At 44.2% G+C, this 19,163-nt stretch carries 22 protein-coding genes; 10 read left to right on the top strand and 12 right to left on the bottom strand.

Annotation, left to right across the window (positions count from 1 at the left end; genetic code table 11):
• The coding region (locus AACR09_RS11320; RefSeq protein ID WP_228010508.1) for a class I SAM-dependent methyltransferase at positions 1 to 721 on the top strand (721 nt) is incomplete at its 5' end.
• 75 nt (positions 722 to 796) lie between these two features.
• Here the strand turns inward: AACR09_RS11320 and AACR09_RS11315 are convergent.
• The 5 genes from AACR09_RS11315 to AACR09_RS11295 all read right to left on the bottom strand — a co-directional run bounded on the left by AACR09_RS11315 (position 797) and on the right by AACR09_RS11295 (position 6,002).
• Positions 797 to 1,420, bottom strand: coding sequence for a CDP-alcohol phosphatidyltransferase family protein (locus tag AACR09_RS11315; RefSeq protein WP_193834984.1), 624 nt, complete (start codon positions 1,418 to 1,420; stop codon positions 797 to 799).
• Positions 1,410 to 2,060 (bottom strand): ATP-binding cassette domain-containing protein, encoded by a 651-nt coding sequence (locus tag AACR09_RS11310; protein WP_054541029.1) that lies wholly within the window; start codon positions 2,058 to 2,060, stop codon positions 1,410 to 1,412. The genes AACR09_RS11315 and AACR09_RS11310 overlap by 11 nt, the downstream gene beginning before the upstream one ends.
• On the bottom strand, positions 2,026 to 3,726 hold the full coding sequence (locus tag AACR09_RS11305; protein ID WP_108112050.1) for an ABC transporter permease: 1,701 nt from the start codon (positions 3,724 to 3,726) through the stop codon (positions 2,026 to 2,028). Before AACR09_RS11305 ends, AACR09_RS11310 begins: the two co-directional genes overlap by 35 nt.
• A 5-nt stretch (positions 3,727 to 3,731) precedes the next feature.
• Positions 3,732 to 4,898, bottom strand: a complete 1,167-nt coding sequence (locus AACR09_RS11300) for an ABC transporter substrate-binding protein (protein ID WP_065205520.1) — start codon at positions 4,896 to 4,898, stop codon at positions 3,732 to 3,734.
• A 657-nt stretch (positions 4,899 to 5,555) separates the two neighbouring features.
• Positions 5,556 to 6,002 (bottom strand): META domain-containing protein, encoded by a 447-nt coding sequence (locus tag AACR09_RS11295; RefSeq protein ID WP_029224504.1) that lies wholly within the window; start codon positions 6,000 to 6,002, stop codon positions 5,556 to 5,558.
• A gap of 187 nt (positions 6,003 to 6,189) precedes the next feature.
• Here AACR09_RS11295 and AACR09_RS11290 point away from each other — a divergent pair, with 187 nt between their 5' ends.
• Together AACR09_RS11290 and AACR09_RS11285 are read left to right on the top strand one after the other, a co-directional pair.
• Positions 6,190 to 6,453, top strand: coding sequence for a DUF1289 domain-containing protein (locus AACR09_RS11290; RefSeq protein WP_017079017.1), 264 nt, complete (start codon positions 6,190 to 6,192; stop codon positions 6,451 to 6,453).
• Between the two features lie 109 nt (positions 6,454 to 6,562).
• On the top strand, positions 6,563 to 6,730 hold the full coding sequence (locus tag AACR09_RS11285; RefSeq protein WP_017079018.1) for a hypothetical protein: 168 nt from the start codon (positions 6,563 to 6,565) through the stop codon (positions 6,728 to 6,730).
• 74 nt (positions 6,731 to 6,804) lie between these two features.
• Here the strand turns inward: AACR09_RS11285 and AACR09_RS11280 are convergent, their stop codons facing one another.
• From AACR09_RS11280 to AACR09_RS11270, 3 genes are all read right to left on the bottom strand, one after another.
• Positions 6,805 to 7,107, bottom strand: coding sequence for a thiamine-binding protein (locus AACR09_RS11280; protein WP_193835051.1), 303 nt, complete (start codon positions 7,105 to 7,107; stop codon positions 6,805 to 6,807).
• 142 nt (positions 7,108 to 7,249) lie between these two features.
• Positions 7,250 to 7,471 carry a hypothetical protein gene (locus AACR09_RS11275; RefSeq protein WP_029222094.1) on the bottom strand — a complete coding sequence of 74 codons (222 nt, stop codon included), beginning with the start codon at positions 7,469 to 7,471 and terminating at the stop codon, positions 7,250 to 7,252.
• A 250-nt stretch (positions 7,472 to 7,721) separates the two neighbouring features.
• Entirely contained in the window at positions 7,722 to 8,960 is a 1,239-nt protein-coding gene (locus AACR09_RS11270; RefSeq protein WP_193834983.1) for a DEAD/DEAH box helicase, read from the bottom strand.
• Between the two features lie 258 nt (positions 8,961 to 9,218).
• Between AACR09_RS11270 and AACR09_RS11265 the strand changes: the two genes are divergently transcribed.
• Together AACR09_RS11265 and AACR09_RS11260 are read left to right on the top strand one after the other, a co-directional pair.
• A complete protein-coding gene (locus AACR09_RS11265; protein WP_061022609.1) occupies positions 9,219 to 9,845 on the top strand; it encodes a LysE family translocator in 627 nt (208 codons plus the stop codon).
• A 218-nt stretch (positions 9,846 to 10,063) separates the two neighbouring features.
• Positions 10,064 to 10,420, top strand: a complete 357-nt coding sequence (locus AACR09_RS11260; RefSeq protein WP_004734656.1) for a hypothetical protein — start codon at positions 10,064 to 10,066, stop codon at positions 10,418 to 10,420.
• Positions 10,421 to 10,575: 155 nt separating this feature from the next.
• Here AACR09_RS11260 and AACR09_RS11255 read toward each other — a convergent pair whose 3' ends face one another.
• A complete protein-coding gene (locus AACR09_RS11255; RefSeq protein ID WP_004734655.1) occupies positions 10,576 to 11,700 on the bottom strand; it encodes a M14 family metallopeptidase in 1,125 nt (374 codons plus the stop codon).
• A gap of 137 nt (positions 11,701 to 11,837) precedes the next feature.
• Complete coding sequence (locus AACR09_RS11250) at positions 11,838 to 12,113, bottom strand: nitrogenase-stabilizing/protective protein NifW (RefSeq protein ID WP_193834982.1); 276 nt, start codon at positions 12,111 to 12,113, stop codon at positions 11,838 to 11,840.
• Between the two features lie 173 nt (positions 12,114 to 12,286).
• Here AACR09_RS11250 and AACR09_RS11245 point away from each other — a divergent pair, with 173 nt between their 5' ends.
• Positions 12,287 to 12,499 carry a TIGR02450 family Trp-rich protein gene (locus AACR09_RS11245; protein ID WP_054541025.1) on the top strand — a complete coding sequence of 71 codons (213 nt, stop codon included), beginning with the start codon at positions 12,287 to 12,289 and terminating at the stop codon, positions 12,497 to 12,499.
• A gap of 39 nt (positions 12,500 to 12,538) precedes the next feature.
• Here the strand turns inward: AACR09_RS11245 and AACR09_RS11240 are convergent, their stop codons facing one another.
• Complete coding sequence (locus AACR09_RS11240) at positions 12,539 to 13,276, bottom strand: HAD-IIB family hydrolase (RefSeq protein ID WP_102488221.1); 738 nt, start codon at positions 13,274 to 13,276, stop codon at positions 12,539 to 12,541.
• Positions 13,277 to 14,021: 745 nt separating this feature from the next.
• Here AACR09_RS11240 and proV point away from each other — a divergent pair.
• From proV to proX, 3 genes are read left to right on the top strand one after another with little or no spacing between them, the layout of a single operon-like run.
• The gene (proV, locus tag AACR09_RS11235; RefSeq protein ID WP_017083294.1) at positions 14,022 to 15,209 is read left to right on the top strand and encodes a glycine betaine/L-proline ABC transporter ATP-binding protein ProV; all 1,188 of its coding nucleotides are present in this window, start codon (positions 14,022 to 14,024) and stop codon (positions 15,207 to 15,209) included.
• Between the two features lie 3 nt (positions 15,210 to 15,212).
• Positions 15,213 to 16,307 carry a glycine betaine/L-proline ABC transporter permease ProW gene (gene proW / locus AACR09_RS11230; protein WP_004734649.1) on the top strand — a complete coding sequence of 365 codons (1,095 nt, stop codon included), beginning with the start codon at positions 15,213 to 15,215 and terminating at the stop codon, positions 16,305 to 16,307.
• Positions 16,300 to 17,307: a glycine betaine/L-proline ABC transporter substrate-binding protein ProX gene (gene proX / locus AACR09_RS11225; protein WP_004734648.1), complete on the top strand. Its 1,008-nt coding sequence runs from the start codon at positions 16,300 to 16,302 to the stop codon at positions 17,305 to 17,307. Before proW ends, proX begins: the two co-directional genes overlap by 8 nt.
• A gap of 219 nt (positions 17,308 to 17,526) precedes the next feature.
• On the opposite strand, the gene AACR09_RS11220 is transcribed toward proX, so the two are convergent.
• A complete protein-coding gene (locus AACR09_RS11220; RefSeq protein ID WP_029222090.1) occupies positions 17,527 to 17,901 on the bottom strand; it encodes a YybH family protein in 375 nt (124 codons plus the stop codon).
• Positions 17,902 to 18,042: 141 nt separating this feature from the next.
• On the opposite strand from AACR09_RS11220, the gene AACR09_RS11215 reads away from it, so the two are divergent.
• The gene (locus AACR09_RS11215; protein WP_193834981.1) at positions 18,043 to 18,909 is read left to right on the top strand and encodes a LysR family transcriptional regulator; all 867 of its coding nucleotides are present in this window, start codon (positions 18,043 to 18,045) and stop codon (positions 18,907 to 18,909) included.
• The last annotated feature ends 254 nt before the right edge of the window (positions 18,910 to 19,163 follow it).

Raw genomic sequence — 19,163 nt, 5'->3', positions numbered from 1 at the left:
CTGGCAATCAAAGCAGGGCACAAGCATTGTTCTGCAACACCGTTATGCTGATGGCGCGCCTTCAGAGGTTCTATGGGGCGAGTTGAATGATTCTCCGGTTGTGGTTGAGCATGGTCTTAAGTACCAATTAGACATTGGCCGTAATCAGAACTTCGGTTTGTTCCTAGACATGCGTAATGGTCGTCAGTGGGTACAAGATAATGCTAAGGATAAGAACGTTCTTAACCTGTTCGCATACACTTGTGGTTTCTCTGTCGCGGCTATCGCAGGTGGTGCTCGTCAATGTATGAACGTTGACATGTCACGTGGCTCGCTAAACAAAGGCCGTGATAACCACCGTCTGAATGATCACGATATGCGCTCGGTTAACTTCCTTGGCTACGATATCTTTAAGTCGTGGGGAAAAATCAAGAAGGGCGGCCCTTATGAGCTCGTTATCATCGATCCACCTTCGTTCCAAAAAGGCAGCTTTGCTTTAACTAAAGATTACAAAAAGATCTTACGTCGCTTGCCTGATCTTCTAACAGAAGGCGGAGAAGTGATTGCTTGTGTTAACTCACCAGCAGTATCGCCAAACTTCTTAATCGAGACGATGGTAGAAGAAGCGCCAAGCGTTGAATTCATTGAGCGTCTGGACAACCCACCTGAGTTTGTCGATGTCGACCTTGATTCAAGCTTGAAGGTGTTGAGATTTAAAATTAGCGCTTCTGCAGATGCCTAATTAGGTTTAAGTGTTAGCTAGAATATAAAAACGCCGCTCATATGAGCGGCGTTTTTTTTATGAGGAATCATGACACTAATATTCGGTGGTTTGATTCTTGAGTGTCTGGAACCCAAAATAAATACGCATGAACGTGGTTAGCCAACAAGCTGCACCAAAGGTGTAAGCGATAGCCGCAAAGTGTTGAGGCCAAATACAGAAAGCAATGAAACAAGCGATGGTTTCAGTGCCTTCGGTTAGCCCTGACATGTAGTACAGAGACTTATGCTTATAGACTGGGTTTTCGATGCCTCGCTTGCCTGCCATAACCGCAAACGCTAAAAAGCTGCTGCCAGTGCCGATAAAAGAGAAAATCAAAAATGCACCGGCAATGGCGTTGTGTTCTGGGTTGGCGATAACAAAGCCAAAAGGAATTAACGAATAGAAAAGGAAATCGAGGCTGATGTCGAGGAAACCGCCCGCATCACTAATGCCTTGGATTCGAGCCAAGGCTCCATCAAGCCCGTCGCAAACCCTGTTAAATACAATAAACCCCAACGCCCATTCGTATTGTTGAAATGCCAATGCTGGAAACGCTAAACATCCAACCAGAAACCCAAACAGGGTGGTTTGGTTGGCTGTGATGCCGAATCTATTAAGTAGTTTGGCTGATTGATTTAATGGCCACTTAATGACCTTAATAGAGTACTTATCCAGCATGGTTACTTCTCCATGGCCAAGACAGAACTTTTGCCCCTTGAGGCACATCGGTTTGGTCGTGCGTAACCATTAATGTCGGAATATTCGCTTTAGTGAGTTGCTCAAATACCCAGTCGCGAAACTGGGCTCTGAGTTCTTGGTCGAGCTTACTAAACGGCTCATCAAGCAACGCCAATTTCGGTTTCGCCAATAGCATACGAGTTAAGCTAATTCTCGCTCGCTGGCCGCCAGATATTTGGTCGGGAAACGACTCGGCCAAGCGGGTCAGTTCAATGTCTTTTAATGCTTCCATTGCTTGTTGCTGGCGATCTGAACCCTTAACCGAGTTTGGTAACGAAAAGGCCAAGTTCTCCCATACTTTTAGGTGTGGAAACAACAAGTCGTCTTGAAACAGAATACCAACTTCACGCTGATGTGATGGGAGATCGTCTAGTTGAATATCGTTCAAAATAACGGTGCCAGAGTATGAGAACTCGTCATTCAGGTGACCCGCGATGGCATCTAACAAAGTCGATTTTCCGCAGCCACTTGGCCCCATCAACGCCAATATTTGGCCTGATTCTAATGTTACGTTTAGCGCTGAAAACAGCGATTCGCCACCGTTTTTATGGATGGCGAGGTCGTTGAGGTGCAGACTCATTAGTAAGAAAACCTTTAAAAGTAAGACGGCGATATCTAAGTTGAAGTCGGCTGACTAATATCGCTAAAGAGAAAAAGAACAGAGGCAACAAGGCCTGCCAAATGGCATAAATTGCGGTTACCCTGCGGTCGAAACCACTGGTTAGGGCAACGGCTTCTGTGGTGATGGTGCTAATACGACCAGCACCGAGCATCAATGTCGGTAAGTACTGAGCTAAGCTCACACTGATCCCAACCGCCCAAGCGAAGGCGATGGCGGGCAGTAATATAGGCAACTTGATCGAATACCAGCTTTGAAATGGCGATTTACCCAAGCTCAGTGAAGCTTTTATCAGCCCATCGTTGAAGCTTTTCCATGGGCCGTCCAAAGACAAGTACACAAATGGAAAGGCGAAGAAAACATGCGCCCAAATAACCCAAAGCTCATAGGCACTACTGCCAATGTATAGAGTGGTGATTTGCATGCCGAACAACACCGACAGTTGAGGTATCAACATTGGAATAGCGATAATAAAGCCTGGGACTTGCCACTTGTATTTGATTCTGTATTCGTGAGCAACCAACGCAAGCAACAAAGCGATTGAAGCAGCAATCAGACCAATCCATAAGCTTTGACCAACGGTGCTCATGATGCCATCCCATTCGAATTCCCAAAAACGCATGCTGTAGCGACTAGGCAGTAAATCAGGGAAGCGCCAGCGCTGCGCAAAACTCCAGATAATCATCAAAGGAATGATCATCAGTGACAAAGCTGCAAGAGCTGTGAATACGGTTTTCCCCGGAAGGTTTGCTCCTGTTCTTCCTGAATACTGCCAAGTTCGAAAGTACTTAAGAATTGCCCATTCAACTAAACGCGCCAAGGCGATGATCAACGAAGCCAAGCCAAACAAAACGATCGCACCAGCAGCAGCTCGTGGTAGTAGATTAAGATCTGGATCGTTGAACCATTGCCACACCAAAACGGCAAAGGTCGGCGGGTTGGTTGGGCCAATGATCAGAGCAATATCGACAACCGATACGCTGTAGGCGAGCACTGCTAACATTGGGAAGCGAAGCTTAGTAAACCATTGCGGGAAAATACACTTCCACCAGATCTGAGCGCGGCTGTAACCGAGTGATGCACTCACCTTAGTGATACGTTCTACATCGATTTGTTGAAGTATCGATATGCTCATCAGCAACAAGAAAGGAACTTCTTTGAGTGCGAGCATAATGATTAGGCCAAACGCGTAAGGATCTTTGATCAGCAAAGCCAATTCAGAGCTTGTAGCCGATTCACCAAGTAAGTGGTGTACGGCTCTTGCGCCAAGGCCTGTTGGGCTAAACAAAAAAGCAAAGCCGATAGCGAAAGCCACATGCGGAATGGCAAGCATTGGCGATAGCGTTAGCTCAATCTTTCTCCAAAACTTGTTTCCCCAAGAAGCCTGAAGAATGCAAAAGGTAAGAAAGCAGGCAATGTAGCTGCTTGCAATTGCAGAACCTAGGCTTAAGCCAATAGAGTGCCAAGCCCCTTCCCATTGAAAGACTTGGCTAAAACCGTTGAGTGTTGGCTCGTCTAAACCTAGGGGCGGGATGAAACTCAGTGACGAAGCCACGACTCCCGCTACCCCAGGAATGGTTGGGATAATGCATACCGCTATAACAACAAAATATAGAGCGCGTAGCATGCAGACTAGTTACCGTATCGCTTAAGCCACTCTTTTTCGAGCGCGTTTTGCCAACTAGGATGCGGTTCATCAATCGATTTAAATTGCTGAGTATTTTTAGCGCTGCCGGTTAAGTACTTACTACTCAATACAGAAGGGTCACCCCAAACATTGAGGTCACCTTTGCGAGATTGTGCTTCTGGGCTCAGCAAGAAGTTGATGGTCACTTGAGCACCCGCGGTTGCATTGGCATTCCAAGGAATCGCAAGGAAGTGAATGTTAGACAGAGCGCCGCTTTCTAACGCATAAGCCTTGGTAGTTTCCGCTAGGCGGCCACTTGATTGTGCTGAATATACAGAGTTTGGATTGAACGTAATCGCGAGGTCGAGCTGTCCGTCATCCAGAAGTTGAATGCTTTCAGATGTACCTGCAGGAAATTGCTTTCCGCCTCTCCATGCCACTTTATGGAATTTATCTAAGTAAGCCCACAGTGGTTCCGTAACTTCTTGGAAGGTATCTTCTGAAACGGGTTTAGCAAGCGCAGGACTGTTGTTTGTTAGCTCAATCAGTAGAGACTTAATGAAGCTCGTTCCGTGAAACTCTGGTGGGCGCGGGTAGCTTAAGCGATTCGGGAAAGCCTGAGCGTAGCTCAACATCTCTGAAAACGATTGTGGCGGATTGTGCAGTGTTTCTTGGTCGTGGATGAAGACCAGTTGCCCAACGCCCCAAGGTGCCTCCAAGCCTTCTGTTGGCTCCGAGAAATCGACATCGATCGGCAAAGACTTATCCACGTACTGCCAGTTTGGAAGTGTTTGAGTGAATGGTCCAAACAACAAGGCATTTTCTTTCATTGAACGGAAATTCTCGCCGTTAATCCAGACGATATCGACACTGCCTTCAGTGTTCTTTCCTGCCGCCTTTTCTGCGAGTAAGCGAGTGGTAGTTTCTGCAATATCGGTTACTTTCACATGTTTTAAGGTAACACCGTACTCACTTTGTAATTTCTTGCCCGCCCACTGTAGGTAACGATTGATTTCTTGGCTACCGCCCCAAGCGTGAAAGTAGACAGTTTGTCCCTCTGCCTGCTGTTCGATTTGGTTCCAGTTATTGGTTGATGTTGCTTCATCAGCATAAATGGTTGCGCTGTATGCAACGGTTGCCATGATTCCTAACGTACTTACTATCTTGTTCATAAACTTTTCCATTTGGTAGTGAACGGGTAAGAGCATTGTATTTTCAAACTCCCTAGGGCGTGTTGACCTTTCGTGGTTAAATTTTGTTCGAGATAAAAGCGTTATAATCGCGGCGAGGGGGAAGTAGCCTAGTCACTCTAAGCAAATCTCCCTCAACAAAGAGTAAAACGCTTTTAGCCGAACCCTTCGGGCAGCGTTTGCTGGTCATTTCTACTGCGTTATCGGCTTCTCATGTAGGCTAGCTACACATCGACGCCTCTGCCTTGTATAAATACCCAGCAACTCGCTGCAAAAATCAGCTCGAAAGATCACACGCCCTATTATTCTATCTGTTTCTGAAATAAATTCTAATTCAACAGTAAATTCAATCAATTACTTGAGAACAAGCAGGGAGGGCGTGCTGGTCTTTTTTGGTTAAACTTTGTTCGATATGCGACCGTCTCGAAAGCTCGACAGACTCTAGGCTCTTACCATCCTAGCAATAGACCGATAAACCAGTGAATTTATTGCATCTAAATGAGAGATATTTGAGGTTTATTGGAGGTTGGTACGAAAAGTAGGCGATGAGTGTTAATTTTGAAGGTGTTGTGAGGGTAAGCAGGCAATAAAAAAGGAGCCATGAAAGCTCCTTTAATCAATATCTATTTCGAGAACGGATTAGTTTACCCAATCACGAATTGTGTACGTTAGCGTGTGTACATCGTTTTTCAGTACTAGCGTATCGTTTGTTAGGGTTACGTCGCTCCACTCGCTTAGAGTAGCAGAAACCGACTGTTCGATTTCCATTGCTGAACCGTGACACATTTTCATTGTCATGCCCATTTGCTTGATACGGAATTGACCGTCTTTCAGCTCGCCTTGACCGAAGAAGTTGTTACAACCAGCCATGCCGTTTGCAGTCATCTTTTCGCCGATCTCTAGACGAGGAGCTGCTTGGTCTTCGCTTTTCGCAATGTCCTTGCCATCAATTTGCGCAAGTTCCCAATTATGGTGCTGTAGATCGGTTGGTGTTACTTGCATCGCGTTGTCACCTGTTGTTGTGCATGCTGCTAGCATCATAGGTAAAGCGGCTACTGCTAGTAATTTTTTTGAACTAAACTTCATATTATAAGGCTCCAAAGGAAAGAACGAAGTTACCGAATAAGTGTAACTTGATGGGTTCAAAGTATAGTTTACAAAACACTATATGTGTCAGTATAAGGTCATAGTTTAGTATGAATTTCACGAGCTGGGCGACAAATTAATCGCTTATTTTTTAATTAGTAAGCTCGATTTTGATGTGTAAGGAGGCATGGTGGAGCAGTTAGAGTTTTTCCAGGTTCCAAGCCCTTGCGTTGGGGTTTGCTCAAGCGATGATAAAGGTTATTGCAATGGTTGTATGCGCAAAAGAGAAGAGCGCTTTAATTGGATGTCGATGACTCCGTCAGAACAATTGCACGTGATTAAGCTTTGTCGTCAGCGCTATCGAAGGAAGATAATGAAGCAAAAAAACTTGGTTGGTAAGTCGGTCGACGAAGAGGGAAATACAAGTCCCCAAAGAGATCTTTTCGGTTAAAGAGGAAGTATCAAGATTTTATTTAACTCCGAAGTAACTATTACTTTACATAATGGTTGGGGTGTAATATTAAGGTAGGTACCTTTGTACCAGAAGGAGTGATGTCGGTATGAATAAAAAGAACGTAAAACTCAAAAAAGAACCGGTTAAAGCACTGGATCGAAAAAACATTGGGGCGAAAAATGACCCTGAAGAGAGCCCGCGTGATTGGCATTCGATGTCAGAAGAAGAACGAATGGAAATCCTTTCTCACCTTTCAGACATGCCTTTTCAATAACATCACTGGTTCTTCAGAGTCTTTCTTAAAGCCCTGTTTTCTTAAATAAACAGCTTTCTGAAATAAACATATTATTAAACAAACATGTGATTCGCTTTAGTTACACCACGATGGTATGTACAAAATGTATCTTCGGCCTCGGTGGTTTTACTATGAATCTTAATGTTGGTTATCACTTCTACAGCCCCTGCATCGTAACAAGCTTGCTCTGCCTTTTTAACGATATCGAGTAATTGATTGAGCTCACCTTTCATTGTGGTTTCCATCGCACCAACTTGGAAAGGCACATCGGCTGCTTTCACAACTTCAATGGCTTTATCAACTACTTCGAAGTTGTTGCCTTCTTTAACGCGAGGGATCACTTGGAAGGCAACCATCACTTCTTTTTCTCTTTTTAACTCAGACACTTTCTGCTTACTCAATGATAGGGATTTGTTGCAGATGATAGGTTAATGCGGAGATAAATTCTACAGCGGTTACGCTGCTTTATTTAAGACACGAGTGACTGGAGATATCGGACTACTTGTTACCCCAGTGGTCGCTAACCCAACCACCAATATGCTCATCAAAATGACTACCACTGAACCTCTGATTGCGTTCGACCGAGGTATCACAGTCGTCTTTGTTGTCGATTAGGTTTTGTATGTAGTTTGCCATTGGGTCATTGGAACTCTGACGATCTCGGCGAGTAGCCACTTCCTTAATCAGTTGTAATCGATATGTAGAGCTTGCACGTTTCATTTCAATGACCTCCCGGTTTTTAGACACTAATAGAAAAATCTAGTTGCCAGATATAGGGGCGTCAACGTGATCAGAAAGTATTTTTTTTGAGCAACCAAGAATCAATACCTTGGCACCATAATTCACAAAAGTGTCATTTAAAGTGGCATTTTGTCTGAGTCTATAGGTTGTGATTTTACATCTGATTGCATATAAAAAGCCCAGTACAAACTGGGCTAATCGATTTTCTATGGTTATTTTGAAGAACTGGCTATTTCGAAGAACTTGGCTTGCTCTTAAATTGCTTAGCACTTTTCTTCTTTGCGGTTCTTCGGTTAGCCATTTTGTCTTTAGGTGGACGTTTGCGAGCTGTCGCTTCCAATGCAGGTTTGTCTGTAACAGGGAAACCTTCTAATGCTTGTAGCACAAGAGGCTTATTGGTCAGAGTACGAATCGCATTCAGGTAATCAGTTTCGCTGTGACTAACCAGAGAGATAGCGCAACCAGTGCTTCCTGCTCTTGCTGTGCGACCAACTCGGTGTACGTAAGTTGCGGAGTGTGTCGGCAAATCAAAATTAATCACGACAGGCAGCTGATCAATATGGATGCCGCGAGCCATCACGTCGGTGGCGATAAGCACACGAGTCTCGCCATTTTTGAAACTTTCTAATGCTTGCTCTCGTTCTTCTTGGCTCTTATTTCCATGTAACGCACTCACACTGATTTTGGATTTATTCAATCGCTTGGTTAATGCGTCGGCATTGTCTTTCGCACCAATAAATACCAATACTTGCGGCCATGTGTGTTGATTGAGTAGGGCAATGAGCGCCTGAGCTTTACTGCCTTTGTTCACTAAGTACAGAGTTTCTTCAATAGTCGCGACCACGCTGTTTTCTTGGTGTGTCGTGACTTTAACTGGGTTTGAAAGAAGCAGCTCAGCCTGACTAACCAACTCTGGCGGAAGTGTCGCAGAGAACAACAGTGACTGACGTTTGCTCGGTAGTGCTGCAGTAATCGCTTGAATATCTGGCCAAAAGCCCATGTCGATCAGGCGGTCGGCTTCATCAAGAACCAATGATACGCACTGAGTTACATCCAGTTCGCTACTTTTGATTAAAGCAAGTAGACGCCCCGGAGTAGCGATTGCTAATTGCGGTTGGGTTAGTAATTGTTGCTGCTGATCATCAGTATTCACGCCACCGGTTAAGGTTACGAATTTGATATCGAGCGCTGTCGCGACCGGCTCTAAAGATTCAGTCACTTGAGACGCGAGTTCACGTGTCGGGACGATGATAAGCGCTTGCAGTCCATTCACATCATGGTTGATGTTGTTCAGCAAGGGTAAGCCGAACGCCAATGTTTTTCCGCTACCCGTTTGAGCCAACGCAAGTACGTCTTTACCCGCAATAATTGATGGAATTACTGCTTGTTGTATCTCAGTCGGTTTGTCGAATTGAGAAGGGATCGCTGTGACGGTTTTTGCGTTAAGGGTGAGGTTATCAAATGACATAAATGAACCAAGTATCAAAATGGAGGTGGAGTCTAACAGGGCTATAAATGTTAGAGAATGAGTTTTGCTGCGTTACAGGATAAACGGGTGAATTATACACGTTAAATTTAAGCGTTATCCATACAACTGAACTAAGGCAAGCGAGCTAAGCCAAGCTAATTAAACGTTGGGCATATTGTAATGGTATTGAATGGACGTACAATACCCGCCCTAAAACGATCAAGTATGATTAGGAAGCTTTAAGGAAATGAGAGCGAAATGAGTTGGGAAAGTATCTGGCTGTTTATTGTCATTGTGTTTTTTATTGCCATCATTCCAGGCCCAAATGCTCTGTTGGTATTGAGCACGGCTTTAACTCAAAGAAAGTTGTTTGCGTTTATTAACGTGTTGGGTGTGTCATGCGGGTTCTTGTTTCATGCGTTTGTTTCTGCGAATGGCATGAGCTTACTGTTATCTCAGACTCCAATGGCCTTTGAGGGATTGAAGTGGGCGGGTGTCTTGTACTTAGTCTGGCTTGGTTATAATCACTTTCGAGCGGCACTGCGAGCTCAAGAGGGCGTGCTTGCTATAGTGAGTGCATCGAGTAGTAAGCTTTATAACCAGTTTTTCAAAGGACTCCTCACTAATCTACTGAACCCTAAAATCGTTCTGTTCTACCTTTCGATATTCCCTCAGTTTGTTTCTAAGGATCACATTGTGTCCGACAGTTTAATGTTGGGCGCGATACAGGCGACAGTGGTTGCTACCTGGTTTTTGGTTGTCATTTTGATGGCTGATACGTTTAAGAGATTATTGACGAAAAAGCGCACGTCTCAATGGATGAACATTGTGTGCGGGTTGTTGTTTGTTGGCTTCAGTATTCAGTTGGCGCTGTTTCAGCTTTAGGGTTCATAGCTAACAATCGAACCCCTAGCATATACGACTCATATCTCACTTTTTACTGAATGCTCAGCAATCCTTGTTTCTGTGCATAAATCTCTAAAGCATTAGCTCGTAAAGTCGATATAATGGTCAGCTATCAATTCGGTGAATGTGTTCGTTCGAAATCCAATTGAAGCTAAAGGCTATTGCTTTACCGAATAAACAGAGACAGGGAGTCACAGATGAGTGAAGAGTTATTCACCCAGAAACGCAAATATTACCGCTTGAAGTACCCAAAAAAGGCACGTCCAGTGATGCGAATTAAGGATGAGCTTTTTCATGTGAGTGAAGTGTCTGAAAAGGGTGTGCGCTTGATGATGCGTAACATCATTCCTGTTTATCGAGGCTTCTCAATGGCGGGCAGTTTAAGACTGCACGATAACAACACCATTGATATTAGTGGTGCAGTGCTGCGACAAGAAGGCGATGAAGTGATCGTTCAGTTGTTAGAAGGACCAAGCTTCAAAGATATGGTGTCAGAACAAAGACACATTCGACAAAGATACCCAGTATTTTTTGCTAGCCTCAGAGTGGCATAAAAAGCTTTTAAAGTTAGATGCCTTAAAGCCCAAGTCATTCATTCAGATCCGATATTAAAAAGCCCAGCACTTTCACAAGTGCTGGGCTTTGCTATATATGCAAGCAAACTAACTATACGGACAAACTAAGGCGCTTAGCCTGTCTATGGTTCGTTTTATAGCTCGTCTACTGTTGCCCAAACCGCTGCTAGCATGTCGTGACCAAATGCAACACTGCGCTCTGGAGACCAGCCGTAAAGTTCGTCAGCGTGGCTGATGTGATCTTTAAACGGCATCTCGACAGTGTAAGCTAGACATTTGAACTGCTCACCGATCCAATTTGTGCCGACGGTCATATTTGCTTTGCCCGGTTCGTCTTTATCGTAACCAAATTCATCTTGGAATTCTGGCGTGATAGTCAGAAGCGCTTGCTTGAAGTGATTCTCCAGTTTTGCAATGCGCTCGTTGTATGAAGGTGTGCCTTCGCTACCTGCAACAAAGTTATATGGAATCGCTTCATCACCGTGAATGTCTAGGCACAGATCAACGCCAGTTTCTAGCATGCGCTCGCGCACAAGGAAAACTTCAGGGCTGCGTTCTAGAGAAGGTGATTGCCATTCGCGGTTAAGGTTAACGCCAATCGCGTTAGTGCGCAGGTGACCACGGATGCTGCCATCTGGGTTCATGTTCGGTACAACGCGGAACACAACGCTGTCTAGAAGAGAGCGACCGACTGTGTCTGTCTCATCAAGCAGGCGTTGCAGTAGACCTTCGATTAGCCATTCAGCCATAGTCTCGCCTGGGTGTTGGCGACCAATAACCCAGATGTTTTTCTTCTCTTCACTTGGCTCACCGATAGTTAGCAAGGTGATGTCGTTGTTGTCTAGCGTGTGACCCAGAGTTTCAAGCTTACAAGCCGGGTGCGTTTGAGCACTGTGCAGAAGATCTTGGTGACGATCGTATGAGTACGGCGCAAAGTAGGCGAAGTACATTGAATCGTGTTCAGGGATGATATCAAAGCTTAATGTATCGCCATCGAACTGAGATGGAATACGGAACCACTCTTCACGGTCATAAGATGCTACAACATCATAATCTTTCCACCCATCAGGGTAAGCAGATGTTGCCAATTGGCCGATTTCAAAGTGGTGAGCTTGTTGAGCTTCACTTTCCAAACGGAAATGAAACCACTGAGAGATTTCAGTCTGGTTGTCTGCTGGGATAGTCAATTGAATGTTTTGTGGTGAATCTGCTGAAACGACGTGAATGTTGCCGCTTTCGAAATTGCTGAAAATTTTCATTGTAGTTTTTATCTCGTAGTTGAGTTGCCGTAAGACTAGCACACTTTTTTTCGAGCAAACCACTAACTAAATCGTAATGAGATATTATTTCAATTCTCTATTTTTTGTTATCTACGTTTAAGCTTTCTGATTTTGAACTAGCGGCGTTGGCAAGTCGTGCAACCACGACAGGCTGACCGTGTGTAGCGATCCAGCTTACTGCGTTGCACCTTACAATAGGCATTTTTCAGCGCTCTTCTTCCAGAAAACCAATCATCCGGTTTTGACAGGATCAGGTAACCATTGAAGCGCTTCACAAGCTCTATTCTATTTTGGTCGATAAACTTGCTATCAAAGCCAATTTCAAAGTAATCAAGCGCTTGTTCGATGGCGGTGAAACTCGCTATTTTTTGCTGGAATTCTGCTTGGTTCATGGGGATTAGTCTCTGAACTGGTGGCAGCTATTGTACCGAGTCTACGACTTGTTTTATTGACTTTAGTTATGACTTATCTGGATTTTAGTCATAGGTTTTCTCAACTTAAAATGATCTTTTTAACTCTTTGAAGCTTATAGATAAAACATCAATGAACTGTGCAGGAAAGAATCATGAATCGAATTAACCCAAAGAAACTGCTCCGCAGTAAATGGACTGCTGTTAGCCCAATAAAGAAAGAAAAGCACTTTATGGTCACTGAGGTCGAGTTTGAAGAAGGGGAGGTGATTCGTTGCTTGATAGAAGCAGTGATGACCAAACGAGAGGAAGCCATTAATTGGCGAGATCTAACTGATAAGGAGCATTGGCTTCCAGGTTGGAAGTAAGGACGTGAAGTAACGAAGAGTATCTCAACTACGCCAGTTTTAACTGCCCGCTACCGTTTGCAATTGCCAGTATTTGAGTCCTTCTAACACACCTTCAGCGTGTGTTGCCCTGCTAGTATACACATTGTCTCGATCAGACAAGTGAGCGACCTCCGGATAATGGTTAGCCACCAATATTGAGTTTACGCCCTTTATTGTCAGCATAGAGGTGTCGTTGGCAGAGTCACCGGCAACGCACACTTCTTCAACGCTCAACTTATGTTGTTTAAGTAGATGATGAATCGCTGTGGCCTTATTGACACCTTTAGGCGTGATATCTAGGTACCAATCGTGAGAGTAGGTGAGGTGTACATCTAATCCGTGCAATTCTAAGCTCGATTCGATCAGTTCATGCTGAGGCTCTGAGAGCTTTCCTTCAAAAGTGATTTTGTAATCACCCTGATGGCTCTCTAAGCGTTCGCCCATGAAATCGAGTGGCGCCAGTGCTGACTCTACCTTTGATTTGTTCCAAGAAGCTTCTAATTGGTTGTGCCAAATATGATCAGGCTTTTGGGAGTGATCGTGATGAATTCTGGTGCCCACATCGCTGATAATACTGTGTGGTTTCGGGTAGTTATCTGATGCCAAACCCACTCGGATTGAGGGCAGAGTTCTACCCGTCGCGATGATAAAGCGGATATCAGGTTGCTCCGCTAAGTAGTCAAATAACTGATTAACCCCATGAGATGAACCCCCATCAAGCGTACCGTCAAAGTCACACACCAGCATTTTTATCATTCGAGCGCCTTGTCCTTTTCTTTAATAATCGCGGAAAGTATGTCGATTTCTTCTATAAATAATGGCTCAGCAATGAGGACTCTACAAGTTGTCTTTCGGCTTAGATAATCGACACTCATTAGTTTGCAGTAAGCATCACACTTGGCGTTATGTTTTGGATACTGAAGATAATTCTATCAATTTGACCAGTGCCAAACTTGGTTTATTCCATCGGCTATTTCTATTTTCATATAGTGACCTTCTGGCCCTCTATTGGTTTAAATGAGCGGTTGTGAATACCTCTGCGTTTTTGCCAAAGCTATACCGATCTTCTTGTTACATCGATAAAGAAGAAGGGGGGAGGTTTTGCTCTCCGTAAAGCGCAAATGTCCAGTTTTTAGATATCGTTAAAACTGCAATAAATAGTTTGTATTCGAATTATTTGTGCACGAAGTATTTGCGTTGAATTCTAGTCTGTTTCACCCATTAATTGTTTTAATGTGAAATAAATATTCAATAATCTATCAGTAAGTAATAGATAATCTCGAACGCATTTATATCGTTTTAATATCCTTTATTATCAATGTTTTGGTGGCTTTTGTCTGGATGTTGAAACTTGATTTTGGTTGGCGGAATGATTGTTTTTGATAAGGGTTACCGAACGCAACCCCTTGATTTACAGCTCTACATTGCTTAGAGTGCTAATCGTTTTTCGAGCTTAAATAACCATTTTTAAGTTAAAATAGCTAAGAAAGGATTAGATTATATGGATCCCATACTGGAAGTTAAGGGACTGTACAAGGTGTTTGGTGAAGATACCGACCGTGCTTTTTCGATGATTAATGAAGGCGCGGATAAAGACAAAATTTTCGAAGAAACAGGGTTAACGATCGGTGTTAACGATGTTTCTCTTAGTATTCAAGAAGGCGAGATTTTCGTGATTATGGGATTGTCAGGATCTGGCAAATCAACCCTAGTACGCCTTCTTAACCGCCTAATCGAACCTACCAAAGGTAATGTGCTTCTTCGAGGCAAAGACATTGCCCACATCTCAGAAGATGAACTGCGTGAAGTCCGCCGCAACAACATCTCCATGGTTTTTCAAAATTTCGCACTGATGCCGCATATGACAGTTATCGAAAATGCTGCATTTGGCCTTGAGTTGGCAGGTGTTGAAGTAGATAAACGAAAACAGTCAGCATTTGAAGCGTTAGAGCGCGTAGGCCTTGGCGCATACTCAGAATCGTACCCAGATGAATTGTCTGGCGGTATGAAACAACGTGTTGGTCTAGCGCGAGCCTTGGCATGTGACCCAGATATCCTGTTAATGGACGAAGCGTTCTCGGCACTCGATCCTTTGATTCGTACTGAAATGCAAGATGAACTGATTCGTCTTCAAAATGACGATAAACGAACGATTGTATTCATCTCCCATGATTTGGATGAAGCGATGAGAATCGGTGACCGTATTGCTATTATGCAAAACGGTGAAGTGGTTCAAGTGGGCACACCAGACGAAATTCTTAACAACCCAGCGAACGACTATGTCGAAGCCTTTTTCCGTGGTGTGAATGTCGCAAGCGTACTTACTGTGAAAGACATTGCACGTAAGAAACCGGCTGCGGTATTTAAAAAGTCAGAACACGACGGTCCAGCTTCCGCTCTGCAAATCCTAATGGATAACGACCGTGAATACGGCATCGTTGTTGAGAAGAGCAGTCTTTACTCCGGCATTGTTTCTATTGACTCTCTTCGTAAAGCTCACAAAGAGAACAAATCATTAGTGAGCGCGCAGCTCGATGGCGGATTAACGCTGAACCCTGATTTACCAATCAATGACGTGCTTGGCCTTGTTGGTGGTGTGCCTTACTCAGTTCCTGTTGTGGATGAGCAAGGTAATTACTTTGGCGTGGTAACTAAGTCACGTTTGCTACAAACATTGGATAAGGGGTAGATCATGTCGTCTGAACAAACAAATAATGACCCATGGTCACAGTCTGCTCCTGCCGCTCAGCCATCAAGTGATCCTTGGGGTCAAGCCGCTGACACTTCACCATCGGCAGATTGGCTAAGCAGTGAAACCGTAGAAACCATTCCTTTTGATCCTCTTAATCCTTTTGCAGAGGCCGTTTTGCCTGTTGATACTTGGGTTGAGTCTGGATTGAATTGGCTAGTTGAACACGGACGACCATTGTTTCAAGCAATTCGTGTACCTATCGATTTCATTCTAAGTTCATTTGAAACGGCATTGGTGTCTACGCCAGCCCCATTTATGCTCATCATTTTGTTCTTGGTGGCATGGCAGTTTTCAAACCTGAAACTGGGTGTTGCTACGGCAGTATCTCTTACTATGATTGGTTTGATTGGCGCTTGGTCTGAAGCGATGACCACGCTTTCACTGGTGATGACATCTGTATTCTTCTGCCTGTTGATAGGTTTACCTATGGGGATATGGCTCGCCCGAAGTAACACGGCGGCTAAATTCGTTCGCCCAATTCTGGACGCTATGCAAACAACGCCAGCCTTCGTTTACTTAGTACCCATCGTAATGTTGTTTGGTATCGGTAACGTTCCAGGTGTGGTGGTGACCATTATATTCGCACTGCCACCGGTGGTACGTTTAACCATTCTGGGTATTCAGCAAGTACCGGAAGATTTGATCGAAGCGGGTCATTCATTCGGTGCAAGCAAAAAGCAGATGCTTTACCGAATTCAACTGCCACTTGCATTACCAACCATTATGGCGGGCGTGAACCAAACACTGATGTTGTCGCTATCTATGGTGGTTATCGCATCAATGATCGCGGTAGGTGGTTTAGGTCAAATGGTACTGAGAGGTATCGGCCGTCTAGATATGGGACTGGCCGCTGTTGGTGGTCTCGGCATCGTTATTCTAGCAATCCTGCTTGACCGCATTACCCAAGTTCTCGGGGTAAATGCAGGTAATACAAAATTACGCTGGTACCACATGGGCCCTGTTTCTCTTGTGCTCAATGCGATAAATCGCGGTAACAAATCAGAACTACAATTAAGGAAAAACACCAATGAATAATTCATGGAAGAGCAAACTTGCAGTTAGCATCGTTTCTACATTAGCAGTATCAACGAACGTGTGGGCAGCAAGCTTACCGGGTGAAGGTGTATCAGTTCAGCCAGTTCAATCGTCTGTAGCGGAAGAAACATTCCAAACGTTGATTGTTAACCGCGCCCTTGAAGAGCTTGGCTACGACGTGAAATCTACGCAAGAAGTGGATTACAACGTAGGTTACACCTCTATCGCAAAAGGTGACGCGACGTTCCTAACAGTAGGTTGGTTCCCGCTTCATGCTGATAAATACAAAATGGCGGGCGGCGATGACAAATTCTACCGTGAAGGCCAATATGTAAGCGGTGCCGCTCAAGGTTACCTAATTGATAAGAAAACGGCTGAAAAATACAACATCACTAACATTGGTCAACTGACGGATCCGAAAATCGCGAAGCTGTTTGATGCTGACGGTGATGGCAAAGCAGACCTTACAGGCTGTAACCCAGGTTGGGGTTGTGAGATGGTGATTGAACACCAACTTTCGGCATTCAAATTGGACGATACGGTGACTCACAACCAAGGTAACTATGCGGCGATCATCGCAGATACAATTTCTCGTTACCAAAAGGGTGAATCAATCCTTTATTACACGTGGACACCTTACTGGGTAAGTGGCGTATTGGTGCCTAACGAAGATGTAGTTTGGTTAGAAGTACCTTTCTCAGCACTTCCTGGCGAGCGTTCGAATGTGGACACGACGTTATCTAACGGCAAAAACTACGGCTTCGAAATGAACTCAATGCGCATTATTGCGAACAAAGAGTTTGCTAAGAACAACCCATCAGCAGCGAAGCTTTTCGAGATCATCAAACTTAACATCAATGATGTAAGTGCTCAGAACATGATGATGAGTAAAGGTAAGAACAGCTCTGCGGATATCGAAGCGCACGTAAACGGTTGGATCAAAGCGAACCAAAGCACGTTCGATGGTTGGATTACAGAAGCGAAGAAAGCCGCTCTGTAACTTTGACTTGTATTTGCTCTGTCTGACTAGACATTTTGATTTGAAATGATGAGCGTGTTGAGTGATTGTGTAGAGTCACTGAATCACCTTCAAATCAAGTGATAAGGCGACAAGAGTGAACATTAAAAAGCCAGCAGTCCATTTGGATTGCTGGCTTTTTGTTTTCTATTTTTGAACTTTGAACTTTGAACTTTGAACTTTTAGCTTTTAATTACAGCTCTAGCGTTCGCCTTGAACTTCGAAGTCGTCGCTGACTAAACGAGCGCAACCATCCGCTTCTAGTGCCCAGTGCTCACGATGTACAACACCAAACGCTTTGTTCATTGTCCAGCTAGCGGTAAGAATGTAGCCGCCTTCTGGGTGCTCTTCCCACTTAACATCGGTGTAATCAACGTCTTTGAAGCCTTGGTCGATGATATTTTGCCAAAACGCTTGAATCGCTTCTCGACCTTCAAAAGTACCAAATGGACGCGCTTCCATTACACAGCTTTCAGTATATTGATCGGCACAACCTTTCGCATCTTGGCTGTTGAAAGCTTTTTGCCACGCGTTAATGCCTTGCTTACATGCTTCTAAAATTTGGTTGTCTAACATTGTCTTTCTCCATAACAGTCTTGCTTCGAGCACTGTCTTTTTGATTTGGTATCTCGATAAGTTGAATTGAGTTTAGTCTTGGAAATTGATTTAAAAAACAGAGATAATAGAAAATACTGTTTGTAAAAAGAGAACAATAAAATGAGTAAGCTAAAGCAGATGTCGATTTTCGCTCATATCGTAGAGCAGGGTTCAGTATCAGCTGCGGCTGAAAAGCTTGAGTTGTCTAAATCTGTCGTCAGTCAGCACCTCAAAATCTTAGAACAAGAGCTAGGCGCTTCTCTTCTTAAGCGCACAACACGCAGGCAATCTCTGACCAGTATGGGTGAGCGTTTTTATTTGAGTTGCAAAGACATCAACGTGATCGCTGAATCGGCTTGGGATATGGCGAAAGCTGAGCTAGAAGAGCCCCAAGGTCGGATTCGTATCACGGCACCGAATGCGTTGATGGACTTGTTGGTTGCGCCTGTTATTGCGGAACTGATGAAGCAATATCCGAAATTAAAGCCAGAACTGATAAGCGACGATCAGCATTTAGACTTCATGGAGCACGATATTGATCTCGCGGTACGAGTGGGCAGTTCACGTGACAGTAACCTCAAACAGAAACGCTTGGGTGAATTTAAAGACGTGTTGTGTGGTGTTGAAAGTATGCGATCTCGTGAACTTGAATCTATTCTTTACATTGCAAATTCTTGGCAGGGAAAACAGGTGACTCATCACTTTAGTTCGCAAAATGAACAAGACTTTATTTACCAACAGCCAGCCAGCTGCATTACGAACTCCTTTCACAGTTGTCTCGCCTTGATCAAATCTGGCGTTGGTATCGGTGTGATTCCAGACTTTTACCTTCATCAGCTATCCGGTGAGGTGGTCGACATGATGCCAGCATTTCAACTACCGACCAACACGGTTTATGCGCTAAACCCATTCGCTTCAAATACGCCTATCGCTATCAAGCTGTGTATCCAAGCGTTGGAAGAGAAGCTTAAGCAGAACTTAGTTTAAGCTTTCTAGACACAGCTCTAGGACTGCGAGGAGGTGGCCAATTGGTCATCTCTTCTTTTATCTTTCTACCTCTCATTTCTACCATACTGTATTTGTTTAATTGTGTGCATATTGGCAAAAAATCCAACCCTTACTTATAGTTAGTCTTAGTGTCTAGTTGCTTATCAACCGCTAAGAGGTGCCGTTATTGTCTGATCTTTGTACCAAGTCATGCATCGAATGTGGGTTAGTCAGCCAGTTCCGGGAATTACCTT

The sequence above is a fragment of the Vibrio sp. OPT20 genome, assembly GCF_963889365.1.
Taxonomy (GTDB): Bacteria; Pseudomonadota; Gammaproteobacteria; order Enterobacterales; family Vibrionaceae; genus Vibrio; species Vibrio splendidus.
Note: the sequence above shows the minus strand (reverse complement) of the source record. Positions and strands in the feature narration are given on the sequence as shown.

Bases quoted from the DNA above. Each gene is read 5' to 3' on its own strand.
- AACR09_RS11280 (WP_193835051.1), bottom strand. From the start codon at position 7,107: ATGGTTGCCTTCCAAGTGATCCCTCGCGTTAAAGAAGGCAACAACTTC.
- AACR09_RS11220 (WP_029222090.1), bottom strand. From the start codon at position 17,901: ATGTTAGACAACCAAATTTTAGAAGCATGTAAGCAAGGCATTAACGCG.
- AACR09_RS11260 (WP_004734656.1), top strand. From the start codon at position 10,064: ATGAGTGAAGAGTTATTCACCCAGAAACGCAAATATTACCGCTTGAAG.
- AACR09_RS11305 (WP_108112050.1), bottom strand. From the start codon at position 3,726: ATGCTACGCGCTCTATATTTTGTTGTTATAGCGGTATGCATTATCCCA.
- AACR09_RS11245 (WP_054541025.1), top strand. From the start codon at position 12,287: ATGAATCGAATTAACCCAAAGAAACTGCTCCGCAGTAAATGGACTGCT.
- AACR09_RS11275 (WP_029222094.1), bottom strand. From the start codon at position 7,471: ATGAAACGTGCAAGCTCTACATATCGATTACAACTGATTAAGGAAGTG.
- AACR09_RS11255 (WP_004734655.1), bottom strand. From the start codon at position 11,700: ATGAAAATTTTCAGCAATTTCGAAAGCGGCAACATTCACGTCGTTTCA.
- AACR09_RS11300 (WP_065205520.1), bottom strand. From the start codon at position 4,898: ATGAACAAGATAGTAAGTACGTTAGGAATCATGGCAACCGTTGCATAC.
- AACR09_RS11315 (WP_193834984.1), bottom strand. From the start codon at position 1,420: ATGCTGGATAAGTACTCTATTAAGGTCATTAAGTGGCCATTAAATCAA.
- AACR09_RS11265 (WP_061022609.1), top strand. From the start codon at position 9,219: ATGAGTTGGGAAAGTATCTGGCTGTTTATTGTCATTGTGTTTTTTATT.
- AACR09_RS11295 (WP_029224504.1), bottom strand. From the start codon at position 6,002: ATGAAGTTTAGTTCAAAAAAATTACTAGCAGTAGCCGCTTTACCTATG.
- AACR09_RS11250 (WP_193834982.1), bottom strand. From the start codon at position 12,113: ATGAACCAAGCAGAATTCCAGCAAAAAATAGCGAGTTTCACCGCCATC.
- AACR09_RS11285 (WP_017079018.1), top strand. From the start codon at position 6,563: ATGAATAAAAAGAACGTAAAACTCAAAAAAGAACCGGTTAAAGCACTG.
- proV (WP_017083294.1), top strand. From the start codon at position 14,022: ATGGATCCCATACTGGAAGTTAAGGGACTGTACAAGGTGTTTGGTGAA.
- proX (WP_004734648.1), top strand. From the start codon at position 16,300: ATGAATAATTCATGGAAGAGCAAACTTGCAGTTAGCATCGTTTCTACA.
- AACR09_RS11290 (WP_017079017.1), top strand. From the start codon at position 6,190: ATGGTGGAGCAGTTAGAGTTTTTCCAGGTTCCAAGCCCTTGCGTTGGG.
- AACR09_RS11310 (WP_054541029.1), bottom strand. From the start codon at position 2,060: ATGAGTCTGCACCTCAACGACCTCGCCATCCATAAAAACGGTGGCGAA.
- proW (WP_004734649.1), top strand. From the start codon at position 15,213: ATGTCGTCTGAACAAACAAATAATGACCCATGGTCACAGTCTGCTCCT.
- AACR09_RS11215 (WP_193834981.1), top strand. From the start codon at position 18,043: ATGAGTAAGCTAAAGCAGATGTCGATTTTCGCTCATATCGTAGAGCAG.
- AACR09_RS11270 (WP_193834983.1), bottom strand. From the start codon at position 8,960: ATGTCATTTGATAACCTCACCCTTAACGCAAAAACCGTCACAGCGATC.
- AACR09_RS11240 (WP_102488221.1), bottom strand. From the start codon at position 13,276: ATGATAAAAATGCTGGTGTGTGACTTTGACGGTACGCTTGATGGGGGT.